This window comes from Alloalcanivorax balearicus MACL04 (genome assembly GCF_025532145.1).
Lineage (GTDB): Bacteria > Pseudomonadota > Gammaproteobacteria > Pseudomonadales > Alcanivoracaceae > Alloalcanivorax > Alloalcanivorax balearicus.
The window spans coordinates 138,734-153,058 of the sequence record NZ_ARXS01000006.1 but is presented as its reverse complement, the minus strand read 5'-3'; the positions used below and the strand labels follow the sequence as shown (position 1 = coordinate 153,058).

Below are 14,325 nucleotides of genomic sequence, written 5' to 3'. Positions count from 1 at the left end.
TTCGCTTGCAGGCAAGCTCCCACAGCGGCCTTGTAGCGCCCTTATCCCAGTCATCACTCCCGCTGGAACAATCGAGCCAGCGCATCGCCGCCGCTTTTTTCCTTCAGCAGCCGCCAATTCTCCGGCACTTCCGGCGCCCCGTCCTGGCGCCGGGATTCGACGTAAATCAACGCCTCCGGCATCAGCAACTTGAGGTCCTCCAGGGCGCGGCAGGCAGGCTCCGCCAGCCCCAGATCATAGGGCGGGTCAATGAACACCAGGTCAAAGCGCTCCGCCGTCCTCGGCAACCATTTCAAGGCGTCGGCGCACTGTACCACCACCCGCTCCCCGAACAAGGGGCGCAATTGACGGGACAGATCGGAGCAGCGCTCCTTTTTTTTCTCCACCAGAATGGCGCGCTCGGCACCTCGGCTCAGCGCTTCCGCGCCCAAGGCCCCGGAGCCGGCGAACAGATCCAGCACCCGGGCTCCGGACAACTCCCACTGCAACCAGTTGAACAGGGTCTCGCGCAGGCGGTCCCCGGAGGGGCGCAGATCCCCTCCCTGGTCGACGAAGTGCAGGCGGTGGCCGCGAAATTCGCCACCGATGATCCGCACCTGCCCTTTACTGGTTTTTCCCTTGGCTTTCATTGCTTTTAACCGTTTGCGTGGCGGGCAGCCCGGGCGCTTCCGGGCCGATACTGACAATCGCCAGATGGTCCGGATCCACCGCTTTCCGCATTGCCGCCTGGATGTCCGCCACGGTCAGATCCCGCACCTGCTGGTTGAACTGTTGCAGATAGTTCAGAGGCAGATCGTAGAAGCCGATGGCGCCGAGCTGGCCGATGATATCGCTGTTGTCGGCGGTTTCCAGTGCCATGCCGCCAAGAATGTTGTCCTTGGCCATGGCCAGTTCCTCCTCACTGGGCCCTTCAGCGATAAAACGGCGGATTTGATCCAGGGTCAGGGCGAGCGCATCGCTGGCATTATCGTTGGCGGTTTGTAGTTGAACTGTGAACGGACCGCCGGCGGCCATGGGCTTGAAGTAGCTGGAAATGCCGTACACATAGCCGCGCTTTTCACGCACCTCCTGGGTAAGCAGGGAAGCAAAGCCACCGCCGCCGAGGATGTAATTGCCCACATACAAGGCGACATGGTCCGGATCACCCCGCCAGGTGGCCTGGTTGCCGAGCAGAATATGGGTTTGGGTGGACGGGAAAGTCAGATGCTCCACCTTGCGGGCGGCCAACGTCCTGGCCCGAGGCAACGCCGGCGCCGCGCCGCCTTGCGGCAGGGCATCGCTGAGACGCTGGGCGATCCGCTCGGCCTGGGCCCGGCTGACATCACCAACCAGGGCGATGACGGTATTGCCGGCGGTGTAATAGCGCTGGTGGTAATCCACCAGATCCTGCCGCTGAATACGCGGCAGGCTTTCCAGTGTGCCGCCCTCCGCATGCCCATAGGGATGATTGCCGAACAGCTGTTTCTGGTATGCCTTCTGAACCTGTGGGCCCGGCACCTGCCGCTCCATTTTCAGTCCCTGCAGCATCTGGGTGCGAATGCGCTCCAGGGCATCCTGCGGGAAGTCAGGCTGGCCCGCCACCCGCGCCAGCAGGGTCAGGGCCGGGTCCCGCCATTGCGGCTCGGACAGGGTGCGCAGGCTGACCACCGCCATGTCCTGGTAGCTGCCGGAGGAGAACTGCGCCCCCTTGTCCTCGAAACCCCGGGCGATGTCATCCACGCTCAGCCCCTGGGCCCCCTCGCCAATCAGCGCGCTGGTCATGGCCGCCAGCCCCGGCAAGTCACCGTCGCGGGCGCCGCCGGCGTTCATTACCAGACGCACATCCAGCATCGGCAGCGCCTCGCTCTGGACGAACATCACCCGGGCGCCCCCGGAGGTCTGCCAGGACTGGATATCCAGCTCCGGCGCCGCCGGCTCCGCCTGGCGCACCTGCCGTTCCGAGGCGGGAAAACTGGCGCAGCCGGCCAACAACCCCACGCACATCACACCCAAAATCGCTATTTTCATCGCGCGCATTATTGTGCCTCCGGCTGTGCATTCTCTGGCTGCGTCGTCTCAGGCAGCTCCTTCTCTGGCAAAACAAGGGCGGTGGTGAGACGTTCATCCACCAGCCACCGGCGGGCGGCGTCCCGTACGTCCTCGGCGGTAACCTTGGCGAGATTGGCCTCGAACTCGCCGGCCAGACGCCAATCCAGGCCCAGCGTGCTCAGCATGCCCAGTTCCATGGCCTGGCCCATCACCGAATCCCGCTGATACACCTGGCTGGCGGTGACACTGGCGCGCACCCGTTCCATTTCCTGTGCACTGGGCGGCGTTTCGGCCAGAGCGCGGACCTGATCCAGCAAGGCCTGTTCCAACTGCTCCAGAGTCACGTCCGGATTGGGCGTGGCGGTGAAGGTGAAGGTCCCGCTGCCCCGCTGCAAACCGCTGTAACCGGCGCCGGCGCCGGCGGCCAGACGTTGCCCCCGCACCAGCTCCGTCTCGATGCGGGCACTGAGGCCGCCATCCAGAACTCCGGCCAGCATGGTCAGGGTATAGAACGCTTTCTTGTCCTCGGCGGTGGTCAGCGACGGCACGTTATAGGTCATGTAAAGGGCCGGCACTTTCACCGGCAGGTGCAGGGACAGGCGCCGTTCTCCGGCGGGCGGCTCCAGACTGAGTTTCGGTCGTGGCGGCGTCTCCCCGGCCGGCAGCTTAGCGAAGAAGCGCTCCACCAGCGGCCGCACCTGTTCCTCGGTAACGTCGCCGGCAATCACCAGGGTGGCGTTGGCCGGCACGTAGTAGCGCTGGAACCAGCTGCGTGCCTGCTCCGGTTGCAGTTGGGCCAGCAGGTCGCGCCAGCCGATGATCGGGTGAGCGTAGCCGGTGCCCGGTCGCGCCACCGCCTGGAATTTCTCCCAGGCCAGAGCATTGGGGTTATCGTCGGTGCGCTGCCGGCGCTCCTCCATCACCACCTGCAGCTCGCGATGGAACTCCTGGTCGTCGATCTCCAGGTTCTTCAGGCGCTCCGCTTCCAGCTCCAGCGCCAAGGGCAGCCGCGAGGACTCATACTGCTGGAAGTAAGCGGTGTAATCGTAACTGGTGAAGGCATTGTCACTGCCGCCAAAGCGGGCCACGATCCGTGAGTATTCTCCCGGCCCCAGATGTTTGGTGCCTTTGAACATCATATGCTCGAGTAAATGGGCCAGCCCGGTTTCATGGGGAGCCTCGTCGATGCTGCCCGCCTTGAACCAGATCATCACGGTGATCACCGGCGCCCGGTGGTCCTCCCGCACCAGCACGCGCAGACCGTTATCCAGGCTGAATTCGTGGGTCGGTAACTCCGCCCGGGCCAGGGATGACAGCATCCCCAGCACTAACGCTACCACCAGGATTCTCATCAAACGTCCTCTCATGCTCTGATCGGAAATGCCGGACCCGCGCCGTCGGCGCACCGGCTCCCCCCTTTTTGCCAACGGCCGGTTGGGCAGCAGCCGCCGTACCGCGTTCACGGTGGCGTCGCATAGGCCATGAACAGGCTCCGCGACAGTGGTAGGATACCCGCTCGCCCGCCAACGCGGGCGGCGCTTTTTCCGAATCCGCCACCAGGGCGGGTTCTTCCGGCCTCAGCCGGACAACCCGATGGATACGACTGATCATGAACGACGAAGTTTCCCGCGACGACGATAACCCTGCCGAGAAGGAGCAAAAGAAAGGCGGTTTCTTCTCGCGCATGTTCCGCCGCGACCGCGAGGAAGCGGCCCCGGCCGAACCCTCCGCGGACGAGACAGAGTCCAGCGAGCCGGCCCCCGCCGCTGCTCCGGTGGAGCAGACCGAAGCCGCTCCGGCGCCGGTGGAAAATGGGGAAAAAGAGCAGCCCCCGGCCATACCCGACCCCCTGGCCGCCGCGCCAGAACCGACCGAAGAAGACAACGCCGGTTTCTGGGCCCGCATGAAGGCGGGCATGAGCAAGACCAGCAAGAATCTGGGCAAGGGCCTGGCGGACCTGCTGGTCGGCGCCAAGGAGATCGACGACGAGATCTTCGAGGAAATCGAGACCCAGCTGCTGGTGGCGGACGTCGGCGTGGAAGCCACCGACGTCATTATCCAGGCACTGACCGAGCGCGTCGGCCGCCAGGAACTGGTGGACGCCGACGCCCTCTACGAGGCGCTGCAGGAAGAGCTGCGCAAGCTGCTGGTGCCGGTGGATCAGCCGCTGGCCATCGACGGCGGGCACAAACCCTACGTGATCCTGATGGTGGGCGTGAACGGCGTCGGCAAGACCACCACCATCGGCAAGCTGGCTTGCCGCTTCAAGGCGGAGGGCCGCAACGTGATGCTGGCCGCCGGCGACACCTTCCGCGCCGCCGCCGTGGAGCAATTGCAGGTATGGGGCGAGCGCAATGATATTCCGGTGGTGGCACAGCATACCGGCGCCGACTCCGCCAGCGTCATCTATGACGCGGTACAGGCCGCCCAGTCCCGCCAGGCGGATGTGCTGATCGCCGATACCGCCGGCCGCCTGCATACTCGCGGCAACCTGATGGAAGAACTGTCCAAGGTCACCCGGGTGATGAAGAAGCTGTCCCCGGAAGCGCCCCACGAGGTGCTGCTGGTGCTGGACGCCGGTACCGGCCAGAACGCCATCAACCAGGCCCTGGAATTCCGTGAGACCGCCGGCGTCACCGGCCTGGTGCTGACCAAACTGGATGGCACCGCCAAAGGCGGTATCCTGTTCGCTCTGGCCAAACGCACCGGTCTGCCGATCCGCTTCATTGGTGTCGGTGAACGCCTGGAGGATCTGCGGCCCTTCAACGCCGAGGAATTCGTGCAGGCCCTGTTCGAGGACGTGACCTCCTGATCGAAGCTCCCCAGCACGCTCAACGAGACCAGCATCCATGATCAAATTCGACCGGGTCAGCAAGCGCTACGCCAGTGGCAAGGACGCCCTGCGCAGGGTGTCGTTCGAGTTGCCCGCGGGGCAGCTCACCTTTCTTACCGGCCATTCCGGCGCCGGCAAATCGACCCTGCTCAAGTTGATCATGATGATCGAGCGCCCGACCCAGGGGCAGATCCTGGTCGGCCGGCAAAACCTGAATGGATTCGGCAACCGCCATATCCCCCTGCTGCGCCGCAAGATCGGCATGGTCCACCAGAACCACCAGTTGCTGTTCGATCGCAGCGTGTTCGACAACGTGGCCCTGCCGCTGGTGATCGCCGGTTTCCCCAAGGCGGATATCGGCAAACGGGTGCGCGCCGCCCTCGACAAGGTGGGCCTGCTCAGCAAGGAAAAGCAGAATCCGATCATGCTCTCCGGCGGCGAACAGCAGCGGGTGGGCATCGCCCGGGCGGTGGTCAACAAACCGCCGCTGCTGCTGGCCGACGAACCCACCGGTAACCTGGACCCGGCCCTGTCCGCGGAGATCATGGACCTGTTCCACGACTTCGCCCGGGTCGGCGTGGCGGTTTTGATCGCCACCCACGACCTGTCACTGATCGCCCGCTACCGCCACCGCCTGCTGACTCTGCGCGAAGGCAACCTGATTCACGATGGCGTCGAGAGCGCCACTCCGACTGCGGGAGACTGGTATGGCGCGTAACCCGAAACGCCCAGCCGGCGCGCGCAGCGCCCGCACTTCCCTGGGCGATCACTTCACCGCCTGGCGCCATCATCACCGGGACTCACTGGCGGATGCCCTGGGGCGTATGCGTGGTACTCCCGGCAGCACCCTGCTCACCATCCTGGTGATCGCCATCGCCCTGGCTCTGCCCACCGGTCTGTCGGTGCTGCTGGACAACGCCCGGGTCATCACCCAGGGCTGGGATGGCCGCGCCCATCTGTCCGTCTTTCTGAAGATGGATATCAAGGAGGAGCGGCAACGGGCTCTGGCCAAGGATTGGGCAGGCCTGGACGGCGTGGCGGACACCGAAGTGATCACCCGCCAGCAGGCGCTGGATGAGTTCCGTGAGCAATCCGGCTTCGGCGACGTGCTCGAAGCCCTGCCGGACAACCCGCTGCCGCCGCTGATCGTGGTGTTCCCGTCCAACAACGAGCCGGCGGCGCTGGAGGCCCTGCAGCAACGCCTGTCGAAGGTGCCGGAAGTGGATCTGGCGCAGCTGGATGTGGCCTGGGTGCGGCGCCTGCATGCCATTATCGAGCTGGGGCAGCGCCTGATCGGGGTGCTGACTCTGGCCCTGGCCGCCGCCGTGGTGCTGGTGGTGGTGAATACGGTACGACTGGCCATCGAGAGCCGCCGCGAGGAGATCGTGGTGATCAAGATCGTCGGCGGCACCGACGGCTTTGTCCGCCGCCCCTTCCTTTATAGCGGCTTCTGCTGCGGTTTCGCCGGCGGGCTGGGGGCGCTGATCCTGGTCGGCACCGCCCTGTGGTGGCTGGGCGGCCCGGTCAATCAGTTGCTGGATCTGTACAAAAGTGAGTATTCGCTCACCGGGATGTCCCCGGCAACCGCGCTGATCCTGCCGCTGTTCAGTGGCGCCCTGGGCCTGCTCGGCGCCTGGCTGGCAGTGAGCCGACATCTGGGCGAGATCGAGCCGCAGTTCTAGGGGGGATCGCAGCTTGTGAGCGCTTCGCGAAGCCACTGTGGGAGCTTGCCTGCAAGCGAATTGCTCTTGCGGGCCAAGACATTCGCTTGCAGGCAAGCTCCCACAGCGGCTTCGTAGCCATATCCGAATTCGCGATCCTGCTTTTTTACCTCCCGTTACATCGATTCGTCACCCAACCATGGAATCATTGATCCAGATCGGGGTCCGATGGGGAGAGCGGGATCATTATTGATTCCGACGATAACGGGGAACCAAAACCCCTATTAGCACTCATAGGGAGCGAGTGCTAATATCTTTCCCATCCAAAAGGGAGAAGGGATACATGAACACACAACTGCAACGTGCACAGGCCATGCCGCTGGCGGTACCGGGTCATGACCTGGACGCTTATATCCGCGCGGTCAACGCCGTGCCGGTGCTCAGTGCCGAGGAAGAGCGGGTACTGGCGGAGCGGTTGTACTTTCAGGAAGACCTGGATGCCGCCCGCAATCTGGTACTGGCCCACCTGCGCTTTGTCGTGCATATCGCACGCAGCTACACCGGCTACGGTCTGCCGCTGGGTGATCTGATCCAGGAAGGCAACGTGGGCCTGATGAAGGCGGTGAAACGCTTTGATCCGGCCAAAGGCGTGCGCCTGGTCAGCTTCGCGGTGCACTGGATCAAGGCGGAAATTCACGAATACGTGATCCGTAACTGGCGCATCGTCAAAGTGGCCACCACCAAGGCCCAACGGAAACTTTTCTTCAACCTGCGTGGTCAGAAGAAACGTCTGGGCCGGTTGACGCCGGAAGAAGCCGCCCGGGTGGCCGATGATCTGGGAGTGACCCCGGAACAGGTGAAGGAAATGGAAGGTCGGCTGGGCGCCTATGACGCCAGCTTCGACGGTCCCATCAATGACGATGAGGACAACACCATTCCGTCACCGGCCGCGTACCTGCACAGCGACAACAGCGACCCCGCTGAGCTGCTCGCCGAGCAGGACGATCAGGACCGGAATTCCCGCAAACTGGGCTCCGCCCTGTTGGCGCTGGATGATCGCAGCCGCGATATTCTCGAGCGCCGCTGGTTGGCGGACAGCAAGTCCACCCTGCAGGAACTGGCTGATGAGTACGGCGTGTCCGCCGAGCGGATCCGCCAGTTGGAGAACAACGCGATCAAGAAGCTGCGTAACGCCATTGCTGCCTGATCGTTGCACGAACCCGTAATGCGCTGATTTTGTTTTTGTTACTTTTGCTTTGTTTGCTTTTCTGCCTTTTGCACGCCACCTCCGGGTGGCGTTTGCGTTATAATTCCGGCGTTTTCCCGCTACCCGGCGACACTCTCCCGATCATCCACGCATGAGGGACGACTCTCAATGAATGCGTTACTCACTCTCGGCGCGCTCAACGGTGCCCTCGCGGTGATGCTGGGCGCGTTCGGCGCTCACGGTCTCAAGGCGCGGGTCAGCCCCGCCGATCTGGCCATCTGGGAGACCGCCAGCCAATACCATTTCTACCATGCTCTGGCCCTGCTGCTGACCGGCCTGCTGGCCCGTCAATTCTCCGCCGGCGGCGCCGTCACCGCCGGCTGGGTGATGTTTGCCGGCATGGTGGTGTTCAGTGGTAGCCTGTATGTACTGGTGCTCAGCGGCCAACGCTGGCTGGGCGCGATCACACCCCTTGGCGGTGTGGCCCTGATCGTGGGCTGGCTGATGCTGGCCTGGGCTTTATTCCGTTCCGTGGATTGAATGATGACCACCCTGACCGTTAACGGCGAACCCTTTTCCCTTTCCGGCCGCACCGTGGCCGATCTGGTTCAGGCCCTGAACCTGAGCGGGCGACGACTGGCGGTGGAAGTGAACCGGGATATCGTCCCCAAGAGCGCCCATGCCGATCATGTGCTGCGCGACGGGGATGTCGTGGAAATCGTGCACGCCATTGGGGGCGGGTGAGCCTCCGTCTCACCCTTCTCCTTAACCCACCAATCTCAACCCGAGGCCATCATGTCCGACCTACTCGATATCGCAGGAAAAACCTATTCCTCCCGGCTGCTGATCGGCACCGGCAAGTACAAGGATTTCGAGGAGACCCGATCGGCCATCGAGGAGAGCGGCGCGCAAATCGTCACCGTGGCGATTCGCCGTACCAATATTGGGCAGAACGCCGACGAACCCAATCTGCTGGACTTCGTCAGCCCGGACAAATACACCATCCTTCCCAACACCGCCGGCTGCTTCAACGCCGAGGACGCGGTGCGCACCTGCAAGCTGGCGCGGGAACTGCTGGACGGCCATGATCTGGTGAAGCTGGAAGTGCTGGGCGATCAGAAAACCCTTTATCCGAATATCACCCACACCCTGAAAGCCGCCCAGACCCTGGTGGACGACGGCTTCAAGGTGATGGTGTACACCAACGACGACCCGATCGTGGCCAAGGAACTGGAGTCCATGGGCTGCGTGGCGGTGATGCCGCTGGGCTCGCTGATCGGTTCCGGCCTCGGCATTCTCAATCCGCACAACATTCGCCTGATCCTGGAAGAGGCGGAAGTCCCGATCATCGTCGATGCCGGGGTGGGCACCGCTTCCGACGCCGCCATCGCCATGGAGCTGGGTTGTGACGGTGTGCTGCTGAACTCCGCCGTGGCCCATGCGAACAAGCCGATCCTGATGGCCTCGGCCATGCGCAAGGCCATCGAAGCCGGCCGCGAATCGTTCCTGGCCGGCCGCATGCCACGCAAGGCCTATGCCGCCGCGTCCTCGCCGCTGGATGGCGTGAGCCGGTAAAACAAAGAATTCGCTGCCAAGGCAGCTTCCCACAGCGGCTCCGTAGCTCCTCCCTGTGGGAAGCTGCCTTGGCAGCGAATCAGCCTGCAGGCTCTGCTACAATCCCCGCCCCCCGACTCCATCAAGACCGGTGCCATGCTCGACTTCATCAACCAGGACAAAGACCCGGTCACCGGTAAGGTGATGCGCAAGGTGCGCAGTTTCGTACTGCGCGAAGGTCGTCTTACCATCGGCCAGCGTCACGCCCTGGAAACACTGTGGCCGCGTTATGGCCTGGAACGTGCCGGCGGCCAGCTGGAACCGGAAGCAGTGTTTGGCCGCGACGCCCCCCGGGTACTGGAGATCGGCTACGGCATGGGCCATTCCCTCGCCACCATGGCGGCGGCCGCCCCGGAGCAGGATTTTATTGGCGTGGAAGTGCACCGGCCCGGTGTCGGCGCGCTGCTGATGGAGATTGAGGAACAGCGTCTGAGCAACCTGCGCAGCTACTGCGATGACGCGGTGGACATCCTCACGCTGTGCATCCCTGATCACAGCCTGTCACGGGTGCAACTCTATTTTCCCGACCCGTGGCACAAGAAGAAGCATCACAAACGCCGCATCGTCCAACCGGAGTGGGTGGCGCTGGTGCGCGGCAAATTAAAGGAAGGCGGCACGCTGCACATGGCCACCGACTGGGAAGACTACGCGCAACAGATGATGGCGGTAATGAACCAGACGCCGGGCTTCCGCAATCTTGCCGGCAGCGGCCAGTTCTCCGAACGCCCCGCGTGGCGGCCGGAAACCAAATTCGAGCGCCGCGGCGCGCGGCTCGGGCATGGCGTCTGGGATTTGTTGTTCGAGGCGGTATAACCCCTGTATTCGGACGTCACTACGAAGCCGCTGTGGGAGCTTGCCTGCAAGCGAATCGGCTCTCGGGAAAAGATTCGCTTGCAGGCAAGCTCCCACAGCGGCTTCGTAGTCCGGTCTGTAATGCCTAGAACCGGTACTGCGCACCGATCCCCACGCTGTCGTATTCCAGATCATCCACGCCATTGGCGTCGATCTCGAACTTGTAGCGGTGATAGGCCGCGGTCACCGCGAGCTGGTCGGTTACCAGATACTGCAGCCGCAAGCCGTAGAAGAAATCACGGGCATCGTCATCATCCTTGAAGCCATTGTAGCCATCGCTGACTTTCAGGGTGACGTCCACACTCTGTATGCCGAGCGTCCCCCCCAGTGACAACCGTTCCGTCACTGGCATCAGACCGTCCAGGGCGACATAGACCCCGTCTGCTTCCACCTCCATCTTGCCGCTGTAAATCCGGGTTTCGGAGTCACCGAACAGGCGATGCCCGAAACGAGCCTGGAAATACTGATTGAAAGCGACCCCCACATAGAGGTCCGTCCCCCATTCGGCATCAGGCGCACTGGCATGGATGAACGGATCGATACTCTCCACCACCTCATCCAGATTACTCTCGTCACGCATCAGCGAACCGCCGACCAGCAGGCGCGGATCCTCGGCATGGGCGAGCGGGGACAGCGTTGCCGCGACAGCGGCCAGAACAACAGGTATTTTAACAATCGATTTTTTCACGGTTTCCCTCCGTTGGTTATTGTGATCCGGCCTCCCCCAAATCGAGGCCGAAGCGCAAATCCTAGCACAGGTCACCGTGACGCCAAGGCCGAAAAAACAGCGCCCAATCCACTCCCGGCCAACTCGCGATAGCGCCCTACTCCACCTCCGGTAACTTCCAGGACCACAACGTCCCCAGCACGCCCATCGCACCGAGGCTGATCAACGCCCACTCGGTGCCCAGCAGCGACACCGCCGCGCTGATGCCACCGGCCACCAGCAGCAGCACGCCGATCACGGTATTGCTGACCGCGGTGTAGTCGGTGCGCTTGACGCCGCCGGCCATGTCCACCAGGTAGGTCTTGCGGCCAATGCGCACACCGGCATGAGCGATGGCCAACACGAAGAAGGCGAAAGGATAGAACCAGGCGGCGGCGCCTTCCCCGGCCAGGGCCAGCACCGCCACCAGCAGGCAGGTGGCCGAGGCCAGACCACCACCACGAATCATCACCTTGCGGCTGGAGGTATCGGCCATGAAGCCCCAGACACTGGCGGAGACCGTGCTGGCCAGACTCGACGCCACCAGAAACGCGCCCAGCAGCGCGGCGCCGGAGTTCTGTTTCTGCGCCAGCACCACCAGAAACGGCGAGCCCAGAGCGGACGCCATCAGCAGGGCCCGGGCAATCACGAAGTTGCGGAAAGGCGCATCGCTGATCAGCAACCCAAGGCTGCGCCAGGCATCCCTCAGGGCGTGTCCGCCACCCGCGGTTTCGCCGGCGAATTCATCCACCGAGGCGAATACTCCCGCCGCCAGCAACCACGCCAGGGCCGCCCCCACCAGCAACACCGAATAGAACACCATGCCCGGATCCTGGCCCCCGCGGAACAGCACCACGCCAACCCCCAGGGTCACCAGGCCGGACAGGGTCGCGGCAAGGCCAGTAAGACGGCCGCGCCGGGCTTTGGGGATGCATTTGCCCTGCACGTCCTTCATCGCCACCGAGCAGAAACCCCGCCCCAGACTGAACACCACCAGCAAACTAACAATAGCCAGACCGGCGGCCAGCCCCTGCCATTGCCACACCGCCAGCGCCATGCCCAGCACACACACGCCCTGAATCACCGAACCCAGCACCCAGAACCCTTTGCGCACGGGATGCCGGCGCATCCAGGCGCCGATCAGCAACTGCGGAATCAGTGATCCGGATTCCCGGATCGGCACCAAGGCGGCGGTGAGAAACCCTGGCGCCCCCACCGCGCCGATCAGCCAGGCGAGGATGGTTTTCGGATTGATCAGCAGATCACCGACCTTGGAGAGCAGATTGGCGACAATGATCTTGAAGAAGTTGCCCGGCACCTCGCGGCAGGCTTCTTCGCTGATATCGGTACAGGTACGCGCATCCTCGTCGTTGGCGACCAGGGCATAAAGGCGGTCCACCGTTGCCCGTGTCCCCGCGCCGTGAACGTTCCCGTTGTTCATCATGTCCCCTTCTCACCCAAGCGAATGTCCCAACACCGGAAGCCGTATTCGCCAGCAAGCTGGCTCCCACAGATTACACTACGAAGCCGCTGTGGGGGCTTGGTAACCCGGAGTCCATGGACCACGATACCGGGGTGGCCGCATTGCATGCCTTGGGGGGGGTCGATAGACTTTGCCTCACCTTTGGATGATGACCCGAAATGCCCGAATCAATCCCCCAGGACTCCGTGGGCCTGGTACAGCCCCATACCCTCCATGTGGACCAGCCGCTGGAGTTGGAATGTGGGCGTCAGTTGCCATCCTACGATCTTGTCTACGAGACCTACGGCAATCTCAATGCCAGCGCCAGCAACGCGGTGTTGATTTGCCATGCCCTGTCCGGCCATCACCACGCCGCGGGCTATCACAGCATGGACGAGAAACGGCCGGGCTGGTGGGACAGCTGCATCGGCCCGGGCAAGCCCATCGACACCAATCGTTTCTTCGTGGTGTGCCTGAACAATCTGGGCGGCTGCCACGGTTCCAGCGGCCCCACCTCCACCAATCCGGAGACCGGCCAGCTTTGGGGCCCGGATTTTCCCATGATGACGGTGAAGGACTGGGTCAAGAGTCAGGCCCGGCTGGCGGATGCGCTGGGCATCGAGCAATGGGCGGCGGTGGTTGGCGGCAGCCTCGGCGGCATGCAGGCCCTGCAATGGGCGATTGATTTCCCGGAGCGCCTGCGCCACTCCGTGGTCATTGCCGCGGCCCCCAAGCTATCGGCGCAGAATATTGCCTTCAACGAGGTGGCCCGCCAGTCCATTCTCACCGACCCGAACTTCCATGGCGGCCGCTATTATCTGCACGACACCTATCCCCGTCAGGGCCTGATCCTGGCGCGCATGGTGGGGCACATCACTTATCTCAGTGACGACGCCATGCGCATGAAATTCGGCCGCGACTTGCGCTCCGGCCGCTTCCATTTCGGTTTCGATGTGGAATTCCAGGTGGAGTCGTACCTGCGTCACCAGGGCGAAACCTTCTCCCGCAATTTCGACGCCAATACCTATCTGCTGATGACCAAGGCGCTGGATTACTTCGATCCCGCCCGCGAGCAGGGCGGGACCCTGGAACAAGCCCTGGAGCGTACCCGTTGCGGCTTCCTGGTGATGTCCTTCAATTCCGACTGGCGCTTCTCACCGGAGCGCAGCCGCGAAATCGTCAACGCCCTGACTCATGTGGGCCGGGACGTGAGCTACGCGGAGATCGACACGCCCAAGGGGCACGATGCGTTCCTGCTGCCGATCCCGGAGTATGTGAAACTGTTCGGCGCCTACCTGCGCCGGGTGGCCGATGAGGTGGATGCCGATGGCCAATGATGTACAGCGGATCCGCGAGTGGATGCCGGAGCGTAATGATCTGAGCCTGATCAGCGACTGGATTCCGCGCAACGCCTCGGTGCTGGACCTGGGTTGCGGCGACGGTGCGCTGCTGGCGTACCTGAAAGCCAACAAAGGGGTGCGCGGTTACGGCCTGGAGATCGACCAGGACAATCTGGCCGCCTGTTTCGAGAACGGCGTCAACGTGATCGAACAGGACCTGGACAACGGCCTGGACAACTTCCAGAACGACCGCTTCGATTACGTGGTGATGACCCAGGCCCTGCAGGCGGTGTTACGCCCGGACCGCATCCTCGCGGAAATGCTGCGGGTGGGCCGCGAGGCGATCATCACCTTCCCCAACTTCGGCCACTGGCGGGTGCGCAGCTATCTCGCCTTCAAAGGCCGCATGCCGGTATCTTCCGCGCTCCCTTACGAGTGGTACGATACTCCCAATATTCACCTGTGCACGGTGAATGACTTCGAGACGCACTGTCGCAAAAACGACATCCGCATCATTCAGCGGGAAGTGGTCAACCGCGATCACAGCAGCAGCACCCTGCCCCGGCTGCTGCCGAATCTGTTCGGCGAGATCGCTATCTATCGGGTGACCCGGTAACCGCGC

At 63.3% G+C, this 14,325-nt stretch carries 15 protein-coding genes; 10 read left to right on the top strand and 5 right to left on the bottom strand.

The window, feature by feature from the left end; translation table 11 throughout:
* Positions 1-53: 53 nt before the first annotated feature.
* The 3 genes from rsmD to MA04_RS07505 are packed head-to-tail and all read right to left on the bottom strand — an operon-like array spanning position 54 to position 3,380.
* The gene (gene rsmD, locus MA04_RS07515) at positions 54-629 is read right to left on the bottom strand and encodes a 16S rRNA (guanine(966)-N(2))-methyltransferase RsmD (protein ID WP_262459984.1); all 576 of its coding nucleotides are present in this window, start codon (positions 627-629) and stop codon (positions 54-56) included.
* On the bottom strand, positions 604-2,016 hold the full coding sequence (locus MA04_RS07510; RefSeq protein WP_262459983.1) for an insulinase family protein: 1,413 nt from the start codon (positions 2,014-2,016) through the stop codon (positions 604-606). The genes rsmD and MA04_RS07510 overlap by 26 nt, the downstream gene beginning before the upstream one ends.
* The gene (locus MA04_RS07505; RefSeq protein ID WP_262459982.1) at positions 2,016-3,380 is read right to left on the bottom strand and encodes a M16 family metallopeptidase; all 1,365 of its coding nucleotides are present in this window, start codon (positions 3,378-3,380) and stop codon (positions 2,016-2,018) included. Before MA04_RS07505 ends, MA04_RS07510 begins: the two co-directional genes overlap by 1 nt.
* Positions 3,381-3,637: 257 nt before the next feature.
* Here MA04_RS07505 and ftsY point away from each other — a divergent pair, with 257 nt between their 5' ends.
* The 8 genes from ftsY (at position 3,638) to trmB (ending at position 10,156) form a co-directional block, all read left to right on the top strand.
* Positions 3,638-4,840 carry a signal recognition particle-docking protein FtsY gene (gene ftsY, locus MA04_RS07500; RefSeq protein WP_262459981.1) on the top strand — a complete coding sequence of 401 codons (1,203 nt, stop codon included), beginning with the start codon at positions 3,638-3,640 and terminating at the stop codon, positions 4,838-4,840.
* A 37-nt stretch (positions 4,841-4,877) separates the two neighbouring features.
* Positions 4,878-5,579: a cell division ATP-binding protein FtsE gene (gene ftsE, locus MA04_RS07495; protein WP_163127504.1), complete on the top strand. Its 702-nt coding sequence runs from the start codon at positions 4,878-4,880 to the stop codon at positions 5,577-5,579.
* Positions 5,569-6,543, top strand: coding sequence for a permease-like cell division protein FtsX (gene ftsX / locus MA04_RS07490; protein WP_262459980.1), 975 nt, complete (start codon positions 5,569-5,571; stop codon positions 6,541-6,543). The genes ftsE and ftsX overlap by 11 nt, the downstream gene beginning before the upstream one ends.
* 322 nt (positions 6,544-6,865) lie before the next feature.
* Positions 6,866-7,729 carry an RNA polymerase sigma factor RpoH gene (gene rpoH / locus MA04_RS07485; RefSeq protein WP_014992599.1) on the top strand — a complete coding sequence of 288 codons (864 nt, stop codon included), beginning with the start codon at positions 6,866-6,868 and terminating at the stop codon, positions 7,727-7,729.
* 168 nt (positions 7,730-7,897) lie between these two features.
* Positions 7,898-8,269 carry a DUF423 domain-containing protein gene (locus tag MA04_RS07480; protein WP_014992598.1) on the top strand — a complete coding sequence of 124 codons (372 nt, stop codon included), beginning with the start codon at positions 7,898-7,900 and terminating at the stop codon, positions 8,267-8,269.
* Complete coding sequence (thiS, locus tag MA04_RS07475) at positions 8,270-8,473, top strand: sulfur carrier protein ThiS (RefSeq protein ID WP_022997093.1); 204 nt, start codon at positions 8,270-8,272, stop codon at positions 8,471-8,473.
* A gap of 51 nt (positions 8,474-8,524) precedes the next feature.
* A complete protein-coding gene (locus MA04_RS07470) occupies positions 8,525-9,304 on the top strand; it encodes a thiazole synthase (protein ID WP_163127500.1) in 780 nt (259 codons plus the stop codon).
* Between the two features lie 135 nt (positions 9,305-9,439).
* Complete coding sequence (trmB, locus tag MA04_RS07465; protein WP_262459979.1) at positions 9,440-10,156, top strand: tRNA (guanosine(46)-N7)-methyltransferase TrmB; 717 nt, start codon at positions 9,440-9,442, stop codon at positions 10,154-10,156.
* Between the two features lie 124 nt (positions 10,157-10,280).
* Here the strand turns inward: trmB and MA04_RS07460 are convergent, their stop codons facing one another.
* On the bottom strand, positions 10,281-10,883 hold the full coding sequence (locus MA04_RS07460; protein ID WP_262459978.1) for a porin family protein: 603 nt from the start codon (positions 10,881-10,883) through the stop codon (positions 10,281-10,283).
* 136 nt (positions 10,884-11,019) lie between these two features.
* Positions 11,020-12,345, bottom strand: coding sequence for an MFS transporter (locus MA04_RS07455; RefSeq protein WP_262459977.1), 1,326 nt, complete (start codon positions 12,343-12,345; stop codon positions 11,020-11,022).
* Between the two features lie 197 nt (positions 12,346-12,542).
* On the opposite strand from MA04_RS07455, the gene metX reads away from it, so the two are divergent.
* The gene (metX, locus tag MA04_RS07450; protein ID WP_022997247.1) at positions 12,543-13,700 is read left to right on the top strand and encodes a homoserine O-succinyltransferase MetX; all 1,158 of its coding nucleotides are present in this window, start codon (positions 12,543-12,545) and stop codon (positions 13,698-13,700) included.
* Positions 13,690-14,319 (top strand): methionine biosynthesis protein MetW, encoded by a 630-nt coding sequence (gene metW, locus MA04_RS07445; RefSeq protein ID WP_229682969.1) that lies wholly within the window; start codon positions 13,690-13,692, stop codon positions 14,317-14,319. Before metX ends, metW begins: the two co-directional genes overlap by 11 nt.
* Positions 14,320-14,325 lie beyond the last annotated feature (6 nt).